The organism is Diaphorobacter sp. HDW4A, assembly GCF_011305995.1.
Classification (GTDB): Bacteria; Pseudomonadota; Gammaproteobacteria; order Burkholderiales; family Burkholderiaceae_C; genus Diaphorobacter_A.
Window position 1 is genome coordinate 1,953,519 of the sequence record NZ_CP049910.1, and the last position, 14,104, is coordinate 1,967,622.

15 protein-coding genes and 1 pseudogene are annotated in these 14,104 nt (G+C 60.2%); 4 read left to right on the forward strand and 12 right to left on the reverse strand.

Annotated features, from left to right (window positions below; genetic code table 11):
• Window positions 1-151: 151 nt before the first annotated feature.
• Window positions 152-1,954: a hypothetical protein gene (locus G7047_RS08795; protein ID WP_166303671.1), complete on the reverse strand. Its 1,803-nt coding sequence runs from the start codon at window positions 1,952-1,954 to the stop codon at window positions 152-154.
• A gap of 60 nt (window positions 1,955-2,014) precedes the next feature.
• Window positions 2,015-3,061, reverse strand: coding sequence for a porin (locus tag G7047_RS08800; RefSeq protein WP_166303674.1), 1,047 nt, complete (start codon window positions 3,059-3,061; stop codon window positions 2,015-2,017).
• Between the two features lie 290 nt (window positions 3,062-3,351).
• Here G7047_RS08800 and G7047_RS08805 point away from each other — a divergent pair, with 290 nt between their 5' ends.
• The gene (locus tag G7047_RS08805) at window positions 3,352-3,867 is read left to right on the forward strand and encodes a hypothetical protein (protein ID WP_166303677.1); all 516 of its coding nucleotides are present in this window, start codon (window positions 3,352-3,354) and stop codon (window positions 3,865-3,867) included.
• A gap of 32 nt (window positions 3,868-3,899) precedes the next feature.
• On the opposite strand, the gene G7047_RS08810 is transcribed toward G7047_RS08805, so the two are convergent.
• Window positions 3,900-4,154 carry a hypothetical protein gene (locus G7047_RS08810; protein ID WP_166303680.1) on the reverse strand — a complete coding sequence of 85 codons (255 nt, stop codon included), beginning with the start codon at window positions 4,152-4,154 and terminating at the stop codon, window positions 3,900-3,902.
• Window positions 4,155-4,388: 234 nt separating this feature from the next.
• Here G7047_RS08810 and G7047_RS31480 point away from each other — a divergent pair.
• Window positions 4,389-4,523, forward strand: a pseudogene (locus G7047_RS31480) (hypothetical protein); the annotation flags it as partial.
• Window positions 4,524-4,586: 63 nt separating this feature from the next.
• Here the strand turns inward: G7047_RS31480 and G7047_RS08815 are convergent.
• From G7047_RS08815 to G7047_RS08825, 3 genes are read right to left on the reverse strand one after another with little or no spacing between them, the layout of a single operon-like run.
• The gene (locus G7047_RS08815) at window positions 4,587-5,000 is read right to left on the reverse strand and encodes a RidA family protein (RefSeq protein WP_166303682.1); all 414 of its coding nucleotides are present in this window, start codon (window positions 4,998-5,000) and stop codon (window positions 4,587-4,589) included.
• On the reverse strand, window positions 4,997-5,941 hold the full coding sequence (locus G7047_RS08820) for a dihydrodipicolinate synthase family protein (protein ID WP_166303684.1): 945 nt from the start codon (window positions 5,939-5,941) through the stop codon (window positions 4,997-4,999). Before G7047_RS08820 ends, G7047_RS08815 begins: the two co-directional genes overlap by 4 nt.
• A gap of 33 nt (window positions 5,942-5,974) precedes the next feature.
• Window positions 5,975-6,925 (reverse strand): alpha/beta hydrolase, encoded by a 951-nt coding sequence (locus G7047_RS08825; RefSeq protein WP_166303686.1) that lies wholly within the window; start codon window positions 6,923-6,925, stop codon window positions 5,975-5,977.
• A gap of 93 nt (window positions 6,926-7,018) precedes the next feature.
• Between G7047_RS08825 and G7047_RS08830 the strand changes: the two genes are divergently transcribed.
• Window positions 7,019-7,447 carry a VOC family protein gene (locus G7047_RS08830; RefSeq protein WP_166303688.1) on the forward strand — a complete coding sequence of 143 codons (429 nt, stop codon included), beginning with the start codon at window positions 7,019-7,021 and terminating at the stop codon, window positions 7,445-7,447.
• On the forward strand, window positions 7,444-8,409 hold the full coding sequence (locus tag G7047_RS08835) for a 2-hydroxyacid dehydrogenase (RefSeq protein WP_240939418.1): 966 nt from the start codon (window positions 7,444-7,446) through the stop codon (window positions 8,407-8,409). Before G7047_RS08830 ends, G7047_RS08835 begins: the two co-directional genes overlap by 4 nt.
• Window positions 8,410-8,486: 77 nt before the next feature.
• Here G7047_RS08835 and G7047_RS08840 read toward each other — a convergent pair whose 3' ends face one another.
• The 6 genes from G7047_RS08840 to G7047_RS08865 form a co-directional block, all read right to left on the reverse strand.
• Window positions 8,487-9,050, reverse strand: coding sequence for a VOC family protein (locus G7047_RS08840; protein WP_166303690.1), 564 nt, complete (start codon window positions 9,048-9,050; stop codon window positions 8,487-8,489).
• Between the two features lie 35 nt (window positions 9,051-9,085).
• Entirely contained in the window at window positions 9,086-10,036 is a 951-nt protein-coding gene (locus G7047_RS08845) for a fumarylacetoacetate hydrolase family protein (protein ID WP_166303692.1), read from the reverse strand.
• Window positions 10,037-10,120: 84 nt separating this feature from the next.
• Complete coding sequence (locus G7047_RS08850; protein ID WP_166303695.1) at window positions 10,121-11,083, reverse strand: tripartite tricarboxylate transporter substrate binding protein; 963 nt, start codon at window positions 11,081-11,083, stop codon at window positions 10,121-10,123.
• A gap of 92 nt (window positions 11,084-11,175) precedes the next feature.
• On the reverse strand, window positions 11,176-11,760 hold the full coding sequence (locus tag G7047_RS08855) for a malonic semialdehyde reductase (RefSeq protein ID WP_166303698.1): 585 nt from the start codon (window positions 11,758-11,760) through the stop codon (window positions 11,176-11,178).
• Window positions 11,761-11,918: 158 nt separating this feature from the next.
• Window positions 11,919-12,737, reverse strand: a complete 819-nt coding sequence (locus G7047_RS08860; protein WP_166303701.1) for a GntR family transcriptional regulator — start codon at window positions 12,735-12,737, stop codon at window positions 11,919-11,921.
• Window positions 12,738-13,222: 485 nt separating this feature from the next.
• Entirely contained in the window at window positions 13,223-13,915 is a 693-nt protein-coding gene (locus G7047_RS08865) for an alpha/beta hydrolase (protein ID WP_166303704.1), read from the reverse strand.
• Window positions 13,916-14,104: the final 189 nt, after the last annotated feature.

A 14,104-nucleotide genomic window follows, 5' to 3' on the forward strand; every position in this document is an offset into this window, starting at 1 on the left:
AAAGCCGCACGATCAAATGAACGTGCGGCTCAAAGCCTTGGAGGCCCTCTGCGCAAATCGGATCGACTCGTGCGGAGGGTCCCCGAGGTCGCAACCGCCGCAGGTCGGGGACGGCAGTTGCGAATAACGTCAACGACTCAAATCGGCCCCCTCAACGTGCCGGCCAAGGCTTCTTGGGCATGCCGATCAGTGGCTCACCCAGCAGTGGCGAAGACAGCGCGTAGGCTCCGTGTTCGGTGAACGCCCACATGATGTTGCGGTCGTACTCTGTGTACATCGCAAGCACGCCCTTGCCGAGGGTGTAGCCGGGCAGTTGTGTCTGATCGGCGAGCGGTGGCACGAAGTAGCCAGCGATCTTGGGTTCGGCCGGATTGCTCACGTCGAACATCTGTACGCCCGCGTTATAAAACGAGTAGGGCACGATGTTCTGACGCCAGCCGTCGAGTTGGCCAATGGCGTTGGAGCGCTTGGGGCCGAAGTTGCCGCCGCGCTGGCAGAAGTCAGTGTAGGGCGCGCCTTCCGGTGGTTTGGGACGCGGCAGCGTAGTCTCCACCTTCATCTTCGATGGGTTCTTGGCGTTCACTACGAAGATGTCCTTGTAGGGCTCGTAGCAGTCGCGGTTCATCGGGTAGCCGCTGGTGAACACGTAGCCGGTGCGCTCGTACTGGCTCACGTCCGCGTTGTCGTATTCCGTGCCCGCGAATGAGGGCGGAGTGTTCACGTTGTCCAGGATCTTGGGATTGGACGGATCGGTCATGTCGAACGACCACAGGCCCAGACCGCCCATCGCGCCGAAGCCGATCTTGCCGCCGTCCTCAAGCGGCTTGGGCAGGAACATCGGAATGCGTGCTCCCATCCACGAGGCTCGGTTGCCCGCGCGCGGGTTCTTCAGGTATTCGAAGATGCTGGCTTTGTCGTCGACGACCTGACCCGGCACGGTGACCTGCGAGAGGAACTTGGGATCGGCCGGATCGGACATGTCCCAGACCTGGTAGCCGGGCGAGTACAGATAGTTGGGGTACTCCGACAGTGCGTAACTGTCGTTGGGCGCGGCGGCCAGAATCATGTACTTGCCGCCGTAGTATTCGGGCGAATCGAGCGAGCCGGAACCCTGCTGTTGACCGATCGGCGCGTCGGGGTGCTGGTAGTCTGTGGTGCGTGTGGCGATCAGCTTCCAGTCGCTGGGCAGCGGGCCGTTCATCTCGTAGACTTTGAAGCCCTTGAGCGAGCTGTAGCTGCGTTGTGCAGCCACCTTGTCGGGCTCTTGCATCTTTTCGTTCATCAGGCCGTAGCGACCGATTTCATACGAGGCCACCATCACCGGTTTGTTCAGCTTCTTACTCCAGGCGATGGTTGCGCCTCCGAGGTAGTCGGTGACGGTGGCTGCATTCCAGCGCTCGCTCGGGCCCTTGGGTCCCCAGACCGCACCCTTGGAGAACACGACCTTGGCGTTGGCCGGATCGGTTACATCCATGATGCGCAGGTAGTCGCGATCATGCAGATACAGATAGCGCTTGCCGTCGAAGTCGATGATGTTGTTCCACACATGGAAGGGCGACGCGACGTTCTCATAGAACGCGAGCACCTTGACGTTCTTGCTGAACGTGGTCTTGTCCCAGTGGTCGAGCATGCCGGGGAACTTCTGGCCCTTGTGCACTTCAGGCGTAGCCTTGGGCCAGACGAACTCGCCGGTTTTCGGGTTCATGCCGTAGTCCACGCCGGGCTTGAGTTCCTTGGGCGTGCGGTCGGGCGTGGCAGCCAGCCACTTGGCGAGCCAAGGGTCCTTGATGTCGGGCGTGCCGGGCACATGGTTGGGGTCGGTGGCTGGGGGCTGCGTGGGAGCGGCCGCGACGGCCTTATCTTGCGCGAAGGCACTTGCGCCCAGTGCCGCGAAAAGCGTGACGGCGGCGGCCGACCGGCTCAGATTTCTGGGAATGCGAAGTGAAAAATTCATTGTGTTAGTCTCTCGGAAAACTAGTGAGTCGCGTTTGAATCGCTTGTGAATCAGCGTCGCTCAGAACGCATGGCGGATACCGACTGCAACGCCCGTCGGGCTCTGGCCAGCGGAAGGGCTCGCTGTCCAGGTCACGGGATAGGCGATGGCCACGTCCTTCTTGTTCTTCACGTGCGAAGCAAGAAAATAGACATCGGTGCGTTTGGACAGACCGTGTGTCACGCCCAGCGTCAAGCCGTCGGCGGTGCCGATGTCGGCGTTCTTGTTGTCCTTGCGGTGCACGTAGCTCGCGTGAACGCGGGTGCGGTCAGTGACGTTCCAGCGCATGCCGAACTGCGCATCCCAGCCCTTGGAGGTGAAGCCGACATAGGGCGGATAGGCGTAGTAGCCGTCGTAGGTGTGGTAGACGAAGGTGGGCTCGACGCTGCCGAAGCGGTAGGTGGCGGACAGGTAGTTGTCGCGCGCGCTGCGCATTTCTGTTTTGTTGAACACATCGCGTTGGTAGGCCTTTTCAGCGGCAAAGCCGACGAACAGCGGGCCGCTGCGGTACTCGGCAGCGGCGCTCATGAAGCGTCCGGCCTTGGAGCTGTCTTCCTTGCCGAAGGAATACATGAGGCGGCCGGTCAGTCCACCAAAGCTTGGCGTCCTATATTGCAGGGCATTGTCCACGCGGTAAGACGCGTAGAAGAACTGCATCGCGTTGACCATGCTGTAGGCGGATGCCCAGTTCGGGTCTGCATAGCCGGCCACCCAGAACGATGGTGTGAACTGGCGGCCCATCGTCACGTCACCCCAGTCGCCACGCAGGCCCAGGAAGGACTGGCGGAACTGCGCGCTCATCTCGCCTGTATCCGCACCGAACATCGGCTCGATGGTGAAGTAGGCGCGGTTGCTGCCGCCCAGATCTTCGATGCCGCTGATGTTGAAGCGCGAGTTGTTCAAACCACCGCTGCTGATGCGCTTGACTGATCCGCTCTTGCCCGAGTCCTTCAGGTATTCGAGGTTCAGATCGACGAAGCCCGAGAGCGTCACCTTCGATTGAGCGCACACTGCGCCACCCGCGAGCAGCATCGCCGCCGTCGCCACCAGTTTCATCTTTGTCTTCATATCACTAAGTCTCCAGTTGAATGATTCTTCTGCCTGCGGATGCGCACACGGTGCGTGCATCACCCGTCGTGTTCCGTTGCCTCGTCATGTCGTCACTCTGTCTAACTTGTTCGTCGATGCATGTCCTGTGCTTCCTGCTCACCTTCGCGAAAGGGCTGAGCCCGGCTTCCTCACAGTTGCGCGAACAGGAGAATCTATTGATTCAAAGAAAAGAATACATAGACATGTGTAGGTATACCAATTAAATATAATTAGTGCAATCAAATATCGTTAGAGATGCGAATTTCTACGTGAAAACGAGCATGAAAAGGGATGGGAAAGACATGAATGGAGTTGCTTCTGTTGACGTTGCGTCGATTTCTCTCCGTCATGAAAATGGATTCGAATACATCATGAAAACAGCACTATCCATCTGTTTTTTGCGATCAGGATGGGGGGCGTTCCGGAAGATGAACGGATTTCAAGCCTCAGAAGATATGGTGGGGCAGGTTGGCCAGACCAGCAGCGGTAGCGCCAATGTCACGGCGGATTTTCCGAATTCGACCAATGGATCCATGCGCCTTGATTTGTCGAACACCAGCTCCAAGGCCGGGGTTGCTTTTTACCCGACTGCAACTTTCGGCAAATTGTCGGAGCTGAGCAAGGTGTCGTACCAAAGGCTGGTGCACACCACGGATGTGGTCGACCGGGCGCCGGTGCTGCGTCTGTATCTTCGGACTGCGGCGGGAGTGCATACACAGACGCTGGTCTACACGCCGGATATTGCGGGTGTGAAAGGCGTCAAGGGCGTAGGACTGGATACGTGAACCACCACGGATGCAATGAGTGGCATTGTCTGTCAGGGCCGGAGCGCGCGATTCACGGAGGGATCGAGCCGAACATTGCGCACCCATTTTCCTATTTCAAGGCGAATCCCGATTTCGCTGATTTGGTGGTTTTTGCGGTCGGGGGCGGTGCGGGCAACGGCTCGAGCGGCTTGGTGAGGACCCTTGCCGCCGTTTCGGCCAACTTTGGCGTCGCCATCGGCCACCATCAGCTGCGACAAGGCGGTGCTGGTGGACTCGGACGCACAGACATCCAATTGTGCGGTCACGCTGTCCAGATCCACGCAAATTGCGGCCACCATTCAGTTGGCAACGACGGGTGACTCTACCCGCCACAGCGGCTGCGTCGGCGCATTGACCATTGCAGTGGGGGCAGCACTGCTGCATGTGTGGTAACCGCGACGGCCAATACGGTGCAAGGCGATGGGAGTGTCACCGTGAGTGTCGCCGTCGCGCCGCCCAGTCACGTGGATGACTACGTTGTACCTTCGGCAGGTGCGGCGGTGTCGATCCAGATTGACAACGACGACGGTAACCGCCCACTGGTTGTCACGCCAGCAACGCCTGTTCTGTTCCTTGGGCAATGGGCGCTGATGCTTCTTGCAGCCATGCTTGCGGGCATTGGGTTGATGGGCCAGAGACGAGCCCGCAAACGTCGATCACCGTCAGCGAGCATCCATGCCGCACCCGATGGACCAGGGTTACGCAATGCAGGCGACTGCCTTGATCTCCACCACCATGTCCGGATGCGGCAGGCCGCGCACGACGACAGTGGTGCGGGCCGGTGGTTGGTGTTCTCCGAAGAATTCCGCCCACGTCGCGTTGAATGCGGTGAAGTCTTTCTGATCGACGAGGTAGCAGGTCAGGTCGATGCAGTCCGCAAGGCTCGCTCCGGCCTCGCTCAGGATGGCTTCGATGTTGCGGAGCACGCGTCTTGTCTGTGTGGGAACGTCGAATTCGACGCGGCCGTCGGCGTGGCGTTGCACGCCGACGATACTGCCATCGGGCATGCGCGCGCTCACGCCGGCGACATAGATGGTGTTGCCGCTCTGCCGCCAGCGGGCATAGTTGCCTAGCGGTTTCGGCAGGACTGAGGGAGCCTCTTTGTTCGTCATCGCTGCACGCCCTCAGTGCCCCCCATTTGCTCCATGCCCATATCGAAGCCGATGTCGCGCAGTTGCGCCATCATGCCGTCGGCCCAGGATGCGTCGGCGGGTGTCAGCGGTGGGCGCACGTGCTTCCACTCCTTGTCGCCAAAGGCCTTGGAGACGGCGTGCTTGAGCGCGGGAATCATGGGCTGAGTCTGGAAGATGCTGCGCACGGCCTTGAGCTGGGCTTGCTGTGCCTCGAACTCTGGCGTGCCCCAGGCCTTGAGTGCGCGGGCGATCAGTTGGGGCTGGACGTTGGCGGTGGCCGAGATGCAGCCCGCTGCGCCGAGTGGCAGAGCCTTTTCAAGCAGTGCCTCGGAGGCGGGGTAAACCTCGAAGCCGGGGAATTCGCGCAGCATGCGTTCGGTGTTTTCCCAGTTGCCCGAGCTGTCCTTGATGCCGACGACGGTCTTGGGATAAGACTTGATCAGGCGCACGATCAGATCGCAGCTGATGGGCACGCCGGTGAACTGGGGGATGTGATAGAGGTAGAGCCTGAACCTGTCGGATCCCACGGCTTCGATGAGATTGGCGTAGTAGGCGAACAGGCCGTTGTCCGATGCGGGCTTGAAGTAGAAGGGCGGCAGGGTGAGTGTGCCCGCGCAGCCCAACGCCACGGCGGCGCGGGTGAGGGAGATGGCCTCGGGCAGGGCGCAGAGGCCGGTGCCGGGAATCATGCGGTTGGCGGGGATGCCTGCGTCTACCAACTGTTCTAGCAGCGTGATCTTTTCTTCAAGCCCGAGCGAGTTGGCTTCGCTGTTGGTGCCGAAGACGGCCAGACCTGCGCCCTGCGAGATCAGCCAGCGGCAGAAGTCGATGAAGGCTTGGCTGTTGACGGTAAGGTCGGCGTTGAAGGGGGTGAGCGCGGGGGCAAAAACCTGCGTGCTGCGTGCTGTGTTTTCTGTCATGTTGTCTGTCTCCGTTGTGGAACTATTGAGTACTTAGAGCGTGGGCTTGTGTGCATCTCGCATGAAGGCGATGAGCTCGGGACCCAGCGTATCCTCGCCGCTGTTGAAGTGGGCGACGATGGAGGTGTGGTTGTGCCGTGGCAACGCCACAAAGCGGGTGAGGGCGGTACGCGGGGGCTGCTTGGCTGCTTCGAAAAACTCTTGGCCGTAGCGGTCCAGATGCGTGTTCTCGTGCTCGGCCACGGCGACCAGCAGCGGCACGTTGCAACTCTGAACATGGGAAGAGGGCGAGCGCACGGCGTAGAGCGACTCGTCTTCTCCGAAATAGGCGCGCACGCCGTTGGCGTTGGGGTTGTCGGGCAGCACATCGGCGGTGAGACGCGCGCTGATCAGCATGGCACCTGCGATGTCGCGCTCCGTGAGCCGGTCGTTCACTGTGGGGTCAAACAGCGCGCTTGCCACGTGTGATCCGCCCGCAGAGTGGCCCATGAGAAAGATGCGCGAAGGGTTGCCGCCGAAGGCCGCGATGTGCTGTTGCACCCAGCGCACGGCGGCAATCACGTCATCCGCGCCACCGGGATAGGGCGCATCGTGGGCAAGGCGATATTCCACATTCACCGCGACGCAGCTCTGGTGCGCGAACCAGTAGGTGACGTTGTCGTAGATGGCTCCGTTGGCGCTCTTGTTGCCACGAATGAAGGCACCGCCATGAAAGAACATCAGCACGTCGCGCGGCTGTTCCGCTGCGTTGCGCCATGCTGCGCGACTGTAAACATCGAGCCGCTGGCGCTCGGCATCGCCGTAGTGGACGTCGCGCTCCCTGTCGATGCCTCCATTGTCCGCCTGCAGGACCAGCGGCGAATAGGTCTTCACCACGAGATCGCGGTACGCATTGATGTCGGTGGTCCAGATGGCTCCGGCAGCGTCGAGTTGCGCTTGCTGTTCCGCGCTCAACGTGCCAAAGGGTTGTGATGAATGATTCATGGTAAAAATTATACATATTTATTTCTTGGTATACCAAAACATCATTTAATCGATATAATTTTCTCGCCAACACACTCAAAAGGAGACTCTGGTATGGAAAAACTCAGACACATCGCCCTTTCCGTCAGCGACCCCGAAGCCGCTGCAACCTTCTTTGAACAGGCCTTCGGCATGACGCGCGCCGGTCGTGCGATGCGCGGCTGGTACATGACGGACGGCGTGATGAACGTCGCGCTGCTGAACTTCAAGGACGAGGCTGTGCCGGGCTACGAAAAGCTCAAGGACGTGCGCGGCGTGATCCACTTCGGCATGTGGGTGGACAACCTCGAAGAGGCCGAGAAGAAGGTGATCGCCGCTGGCGGCACTTACCTCACGGGCCGCAAGGAGACCGATCCCAATGTGTTCTACGAAGTGAAGTACCGCACGCCGGACGGCATCGTGTTCGACATCACCGAATCGGGTTGGAAGGGCGCGGTCAAGGAGGTTGCTCCGGTGGAAGCCGCAGAGGTCAAATCCGCGTGAGCGATCTGGCCGCATCAAGTGCCATGCTGCCTCGTCCGCATGTGCTGGCGCTGATTCAGTTGCCAGAGGTGACGCGTCAAGCGCTTTCGTCGGTGTACGAGCTGCACATGGCAGCGCGTGGACTCGATGAAGCGAGCGATGCTGTGCCGCTAGATCGCATTGTGGCCGTGGTCACCAATGGCACGACGGGGCTCGGCGCGGACCTGATGCGCCGCATGCCCGCGCTGCGCGTGGCGAGCGCGTTCGGCGTGGGATACGAGAACGTCGATCCGGCCTGCGCGGCGGAGATGGGCGTTGTCGTCACCAACGCGCCGGGCACGAACGACGAGACCGTGGCCGATCACGCGCTGGGCTTCATGCTGGCGCTCGGACGTGGCTATGGCGCGCTCACGCAGGCGGTGCGCGCGGGCGGCTGGGAGCAGTCGCGCGCCGCGCGGCCCACGCTTAGCAGTAGCGTGGTCGGCATCATCGGCATGGGCCGCATCGGCCAGGGCATTGCACGGCGCTGTGCGGCCTTCGGCATGCGGGTGATCTACTGCACTCGCACTCCGCGCGCGGAGCTGGCGTATGACTACGAGGCCGATCTGCTCGCGATGGCTCAGCAGTGCGACTATCTGGTCGCCGCCTGCCCTGGCGGTGCCGTCACCCGGCACATCATCCACGCCGGGGTGCTGCGCGCGCTCGGGCCGCAGGGCTTTGTGGTGAACGTGGCGCGCGGCTCGGTGGTGAATACCGACGATCTGGTGCAGGCGTTGCAGCAGGGGCTGATCGCCGGTGCCGGGCTCGACGTGCTGGAAGGCGAGCCAGAGGTGCCCGATGCCCTCAAGGCCATGGACAACGTGCTGATCACGCCTCACATGGCCGGCCGCTCGCCCGCAGCCCAGCAGGCGCAGACCGATGTGCTGCTGACCAGCTTTGCCGATGTGCTCGCGGGTCGTCGGCCAGAGCATGCAGTGGAATGAATCGCTGATTCATGCAGCGCCAAAAAAAACTCAGGGACCATTTCGGTCCCTGAGTTTTTTATCGTCGCATTAACGGTTTACTTCTTCTCTTGCGTTTTTGACGCGACCAGATGAGCCGGTGGCGGCACCACGAAGCGTTCGAGTCGGTACTGGTCGAAGCTCTCCAGATTACGCTCCCATACTTCGGCGTGGTGCTTGCCGTCCTGGGGGATCTGGGTCATCTCGCAATAGACCTCGACGTTGTTGCCGTCCGGGTCCTTGAACACGAGGAACAGGTTGTTGCCCGGGCCGTGGCGGCCGATGCCGCGCACGATCTCGACGCCGTGTTCCTGCAGCACTTTGACCGAGCGCTCCATTTCGTCCTCGCTGTCGATCAGGTAGGAGAAATGCTCGAGTCCCGGGCGCGAGTAACGCGGCAGGTCGTCGTAATCGGGCGAGTCCTTGTCGGGCAACTGGGCCAGCGCCAGGTCGTGGTGGTCGGTGCCTGCGCGCAGAAACACCATGTTTTCGCCGATCCAGTCCGACACTTCAAGGCCCAGCACCTCGGTGTAGAACTTTGCGGACTTCTGGATGTCGCGCACCATGAGCACCATGTGCCCGAGGCGGCGCGGACGGAGTCTGTTGGCTGTCGTTGTCGTCATCTCGTGTCTCCTTTGCCGTGCGTTGAGGAAGCGGGTCAGGCCTTTGCCGCGACGATGTGGTTTTCGATGGAGCCGATGCCGTCGACCGAGGCCACCATCACGTCACCAGGCTTGAGGAAGATGCCCTTGCCCATGCCCACCCCGGTGGGAGTGCCGGTGGCGATCATGTCGCCGGGGCGCAGCGTGAGGATGCTCGAGAGATATTCGATCTGCTCGGCGATATTGAAGATCATGCCTTCGGTCAGCGCGTCCTGCATGCTCTCGCCGTTCACCGTGAGGCGCATGCGCAGCTTCATCGGATCGCCGAGGCAGTCGCGTGGCACAAACCATGGGCCGATGGGTGCGAAGGTGTCAAAGCTCTTGCCACGGAACCAGTCGTGCGAAAACGGGTAGTCAGAGCGACGCGTGAGATCGCGCGCGCTCACGTCGTTGATGACGGTGTAGCCCGCGATGTACTCGTAGGCATTGGCCGCGCTGATGTGGCGCCCACCCTTGCCGATGATGACGGCGAGCTCCACTTCCCAGTCGAGCTTCATGGTGTTCGACGGCATCACCACGGCGGTCCTCGTGGCAGTGATGCTGCTGTCGGCCTTGATGAAGATATAAGGCGTGCTTTCGCTGCGCGCGGCCAGTTTGGTGCCCATTTCTGCCGCGTGTTCGTAGTAATTGGACGCCGTCGCGAAGATACGCGTGGGGGCATAGGGCACGCCGAGCGCGCCGGTCTGCGCGGGCAGTTCGATCTTGCGGCTGCGGATTGCGTCGCCTGCGGCTTCCAGCGACTTGATCGCGTCCGAAGAACCTTCCCATTGGGCAAGCAGAGTGCCCAGATCGGCGGGCAGTGCTGCCGCCTTGTTCGCGTCGATGGCGGCGACGGCTGCGTGCGCGTCGTAGACCTTGTCGTCTACCACCAGCCCCAGGCGCTCGCCTGGGTTGTCGGTTGTACCGTTCACATTGGCCGCGTAGGCGGCGATTCCAAACCATTGCATGTCTCGTTCCTTGCTTCTCTGACTGCGCCCGTCGGGCGCATTACCTTCCATTGCCTGCGGCGTTCGCGCGTGACTTTTCTTTGTTCAATCAGCGCGAATGCCGGAGTTCTTCAAAACCTTGCTCCACATGTCGACCTCGCGCTGGATCTGCGTGCCGAAGGCCGCGCGGGTCACGAACATCGGCACCACGCCCATGTCTTCCAGCTTCTTGAGGATGGCGGGGTCGTCCTTCATCTTTGCGACCTCACTGGCGATGCGATCGAGCACTTCGGCAGGCGTTCCTGCGCGTGCGACCAGACCGTTCCAGGTGCTGACCTCGTAGCCCGGATAGGTCTCTGCGATGGTCGGCACATTCGGCAATTCCTTCAGACGTGCAGGGCTGGAGATCGCAAGCAAGCGGATCTTTCCAGCGCTCAACTGTGGAATCACTTCCGAGGGGCTGGCCGAATACATGTCGATCTGGCCGCCAATCAGATCAGTGATCACCGCAGCGCCGCCCTTGTACGGCACGTGCGTCATGTCGATGCCTGCGCGCTTACCGAACATGAAGGCCGACAGTTGCGTGAGTGCACCTGCACCGCCGCTGCCATAGGTGATCTTGCCCGGCTCCTTCTTCGCGAGCTCGACGAATTCGCCGAGATTCTTCGCGGGCAGCGAGGCGCGCGTGGTGATCACGAAGGCGTTCGCACCGATGTTGACCACCGGTGCGAATTCCTTGAGTGGATCGAAGTTGAAGCTTGCGTTGACGAAGGGCGCAGTCACCACCTGCGTGGCGGTCGCCATGAACAACGTGTGGCCATCGGCGGGCTGACCCAGCACCTGACGCGCGGCGATCAGGCCCGATGCGCCGGGCTTGTTGTCGACCACTACCGAGGTTCCGAGCACTTTGGTCAGATGCGTGGCGGTGAGGCGCGCCATCACGTCGGTGTTTCCACCCGCGCCGAACGGTACGACGATGGTGATGGGCTTGCTGGGCCAGTTGCCCTGCGCCACGGCGGCGCTGGCCGCAGTGAACGCGAAGGCGGTGGCAACGAGTGCTCGGAGCATTGTCTTCCTTTGTTTATTTATTGGTATACCAAGAATACATATAAAAATACAAAAACTCAAGAGTGGTTGCCATGAATCAATGTTTTTCGCACTCAGAGTACTTGACAGGCCTCCTCGAAATCCAAGCGCGGCAGCTTTCCGAACAGCTTGCCTGGATCGCCATGGCCGAGGTTGCAGAGAAAGTCGATGCGCAACTGTCCGTCGGGGAAGAAGGTGGAATTCACCAGTGCCTCGTCGAACCCCGACATCGGTCCGCAGTCCAGACCCACGGCGCGCGCCGCCATCAGAAAATAGCCGGCCTGTAGCGTGGCATTGCGCCGCGCGGTGGAGTCCGCGTGCGCTGCGTCGTTGGCGAAAGTACTATAGAACTGTGGGTTGTGCGGGAAGAGGCGCTCAGCCTGCTCGTGAAAGCGCGTGTCGCGTGCGAGCAGGGCGGTCACCGGGGCAGACTGGACCTTGGCGACGTTGCCCGGACTGAGTGCAGGCAGCAGCCGCTCGCGTGCCTCGGGCGTCGTGATGAACAGCACGCGCAGCGGGCAGCAGTTCGCGCTTGTCGGGCCCATCTTCATGAGGTCGTAGAGTTGACGCAGTTGGTCCTGCGACACGAGTGTGTTCAGAAATCCGTTCTGCGAACGGGCGTGGAGAAAGAGCGCTTCCACTGAGGAGTTGTCGGGCATTGCTGCGGCACCTTGTTCGGTTGATGAGATGAGGAATCCACCATGCCAGTCGTACAAGGGAAGGCGCCAAGCCTCGTGCGGACGATCCGGCCATGGATCGCCCGAAATTCTACGTCAATAATTTTTCTGGTATACCAAAATTAATATGGCACTATAAATCAGGAAGTGGCGCGTTTGCGTGCTGCCGTCGTCGCCGTAGTGCCCGTGGCTTTTGTCGCCGCCTTGGCGGGACGTCCGCGCTTGGCCGGAGTATCAGTGCCGCGCTCGACTTTGGCGGCCGCGCGCTTGCGTGCAGGCTTGGCTGCTTCTTCCTGTGCGGCCACGGCAACTTCGGCCTCTTTGGCCTGGCGCAGCGCGCGCAGGGCCGCATTGCCCAAGTGCGCATTGTGCGCACGCATTGCCAGATAGGCCGCCTCGCCCTGACCACCGACAATGGCTTCGACAATCTCCTTGTGTGCATCGTGCGAGGTCGCGAGGCGGTCGGTCTCGGCCGGGTGGAACTGACGATAGGGGCTCAGGCGATCTCGGATTTCGCCTACCATGCGGCCGATCACCGTGTTGTGCGCGCCTTCAAGAATCAGCCGGTGCAGCTCGCGGTTGGCGTCCAGATACTTGTCCAGATTGCCCTCGGTCACATACTCTTTGGTGCGCTCGTGAATGTATTGCAGCTCGGTCTTTTCCATGGTCGTCATTGACTCGGCCGCCAGTCGCGCGCACATCGCCTCGAGCTCGCAATTGGCGTGAAGGATCTCGGTGAGATCCTTCACGCTGATCTCGGAGACCACAACCCCGCGCATCGGAAGCAACTGAGTGAGTCCACGCGCCGCTAGTTGCCTGAGTGCCTCACGTACCGGTGTGCGCGACACATTGAACTGCTGGGCAAGCTCGCGCTCATCCAGCCGTGTTCCGGGCTTGAAATGGCCACTGATGATTTGCTCGGATATCAGCGACTGGACCTTGGCGGCGATGGTGGGCATTGAATGGTATTTCTTTGGCTTAGGATGCTCCGCATTCTAAGAGCCGTACATGGATGTTGATTTCCACATAGAAGTGATCTGGGGATGTGGATGAAGTCTTGGACTGCTTAGAGGTAGTTCATGTGTTCATACGAAGGTCGAATCCTGGTGGTGGAGCTGTACGTCAAGCTAGGGCAGGTTCAACAGGTCGTCGCAGCACATGCATTGAACAGTTCAGCCGGGGTTTTGAATCCCGGAGTTTTTTGGGGGCCTTCGTTGAATTGTCTCGCAATGGAGTCCAGGCGCTCTTGCGAGTGACCGACAGATCCTGCATGCCTGTGGTGGGTACTGCCTGAGCGAGCCATTCTTGTTTCCATTCGAGCCGCGCGGCCATGGGTGGTGTGGATCACGGAAGTAGACTTGGATGTCAGTTGCCAATGTGAAGCGCTTGTTCCCTGCCATCGAAAAGACCCGTGTAACGGGTCTCCAAGATGGATGAGCTGTGTTCAAGACGCGGTTGCTACGGCTGCTTCATGAATCAGCTCAGCCACTTCAACGGGCTGGGAGGCGAGCGAGGCATGGCTTGCATTGAGCGTAACCACTTTGCGAGCATTCATGCGGCTTGACATCTGCGCCTGATTCTCGGGCGCAATCATGTGATCTTGGCTAGAGATCTGATACCAGGAAGGCTTGTGTTTCCATGCTGGATCGGTCACTGTGTCACCGAAAGTGCTTGCCGATGGGGCTTTCTGAGTCACTGCCATTACTAGACCTTCATCCTCGGAGAGGTCTTGACAGAAACTTTCATGGAATTTTTCAGGTTTCAGCCACAAGTACCCGTCGCTGTCCGGAGCAAGGTTTGGTGCTGCAGCAGGAAGATGCTGTTGCGTGATACCGCCCGGGCTTTCTCCTGCATCAGGAGCAAACGCAGCGATGAAGACGAGGGCCTTGACATTCGGTTGATTGCCTGCCTCGCTGATGACAGCTCCTCCATAAGAGTGACCTACCAATACAACCGGGCCACTGACTTGTCCAATCATTTTGCGTGTTCTCTCGGCATCATCGGCCAAAGAAGTCAACGGATTCTCTACTGCTCGGATGTCCTCGTAATCGAGCTTCTTCAGCTCAAGAATCACTTTTGCCCAATGGGCGGCGCCTCCCCAGAAACCATGTACAAGAATGATGGTTGGCTTGGTCATGAAAATGTCTCCTTGTGAACTGGAACACTGATTGCTCGGTGATGGGTTCGTCAATAGGGCGAAAGTAGTCTTCACCTTCTGCGCCTCCTTCCCGGGAAGAGAAAGGAGGTGTTTCATAATAAATGACTATCAATATTGCCTGGTAATTTATTTGGTATCGCCGCATCGCCTGTGTTTGGATTGCAAGCT

What these genes read in the sequence shown, in the direction of transcription:
- G7047_RS08795 (WP_166303671.1), bottom strand. Translation starts at nt 1,954, where the DNA reads ATGAATTTTTCACTTCGCATTCCCAGAAATCTGAGCCGGTCGGCCGCC.
- G7047_RS08800 (WP_166303674.1), bottom strand. Translation starts at nt 3,061, where the DNA reads ATGAAGACAAAGATGAAACTGGTGGCGACGGCGGCGATGCTGCTCGCG.
- G7047_RS08815 (WP_166303682.1), bottom strand. Translation starts at nt 5,000, where the DNA reads ATGACGAACAAAGAGGCTCCCTCAGTCCTGCCGAAACCGCTAGGCAAC.
- G7047_RS08820 (WP_166303684.1), bottom strand. Translation starts at nt 5,941, where the DNA reads ATGACAGAAAACACAGCACGCAGCACGCAGGTTTTTGCCCCCGCGCTC.
- G7047_RS08825 (WP_166303686.1), bottom strand. Translation starts at nt 6,925, where the DNA reads ATGAATCATTCATCACAACCCTTTGGCACGTTGAGCGCGGAACAGCAA.
- G7047_RS08830 (WP_166303688.1), top strand. Translation starts at nt 7,019, where the DNA reads ATGGAAAAACTCAGACACATCGCCCTTTCCGTCAGCGACCCCGAAGCC.
- G7047_RS08840 (WP_166303690.1), bottom strand. Translation starts at nt 9,050, where the DNA reads ATGACGACAACGACAGCCAACAGACTCCGTCCGCGCCGCCTCGGGCAC.
- G7047_RS08845 (WP_166303692.1), bottom strand. Translation starts at nt 10,036, where the DNA reads ATGCAATGGTTTGGAATCGCCGCCTACGCGGCCAATGTGAACGGTACA.
- G7047_RS08850 (WP_166303695.1), bottom strand. Translation starts at nt 11,083, where the DNA reads ATGCTCCGAGCACTCGTTGCCACCGCCTTCGCGTTCACTGCGGCCAGC.
- G7047_RS08855 (WP_166303698.1), bottom strand. Translation starts at nt 11,760, where the DNA reads ATGCCCGACAACTCCTCAGTGGAAGCGCTCTTTCTCCACGCCCGTTCG.
- G7047_RS08860 (WP_166303701.1), bottom strand. Translation starts at nt 12,737, where the DNA reads ATGCCCACCATCGCCGCCAAGGTCCAGTCGCTGATATCCGAGCAAATC.
- G7047_RS08865 (WP_166303704.1), bottom strand. Translation starts at nt 13,915, where the DNA reads ATGACCAAGCCAACCATCATTCTTGTACATGGTTTCTGGGGAGGCGCC.